The organism is Lysinibacillus sp. UGB7 (assembly GCF_049058285.1).
GTDB classification, from domain to species: domain Bacteria; phylum Bacillota; class Bacilli; order Bacillales_A; family Planococcaceae; genus Lysinibacillus; species Lysinibacillus sphaericus_B.
Map to the genome: position 1 here is coordinate 1 of NZ_JBMGUV010000124.1, position 412 is coordinate 412.

Consider the following 412-nt stretch of genomic DNA (forward strand, 5'->3'; position numbering starts at 1 on the left):
GAAAATCGCTTTACGCGACCGTGGATTCATGGTGAACCATAAAAAAGTATATCGACTAATGTGCGAATTAGGCATCCATTCCATCATCCGAAAGAAGTGTCGTGTGTGGAAAAATCGTGTTTCTCGTGTATTTAACAATGTCGTGGACCGTCAGTTTTCAGAGCGTGCAGCGAACGAAGTATTCGTCACAGATATCACATTTTTACCGACGAAAAATGGATTTCTCTACTTATCTGCCATGCAAGATTTATACAACAACGAAATCGTTGCTTGGAAAATCAGCAAACGAAATGATTTACAGCTTGTATTAGATACGTTAGATGAGTTGACGAGCAAACGAAATGTGTATCGAAGCATCCTTCATTCAGATCAAGGATTCCAATACACATCCATTAAATATCATTAACACATC

1 protein-coding gene is annotated in these 412 nt (G+C 38.6%); it reads left to right on the forward strand.

The features are described from left to right. Window positions 1–406, forward strand: a 406-nt coding sequence (locus tag ACOMCU_RS28340) for a DDE-type integrase/transposase/recombinase (protein WP_421052322.1), incomplete at its 5' end; no start/stop codon positions are given. Between the last annotated feature and the right edge of the window lie 6 nt (window positions 407–412).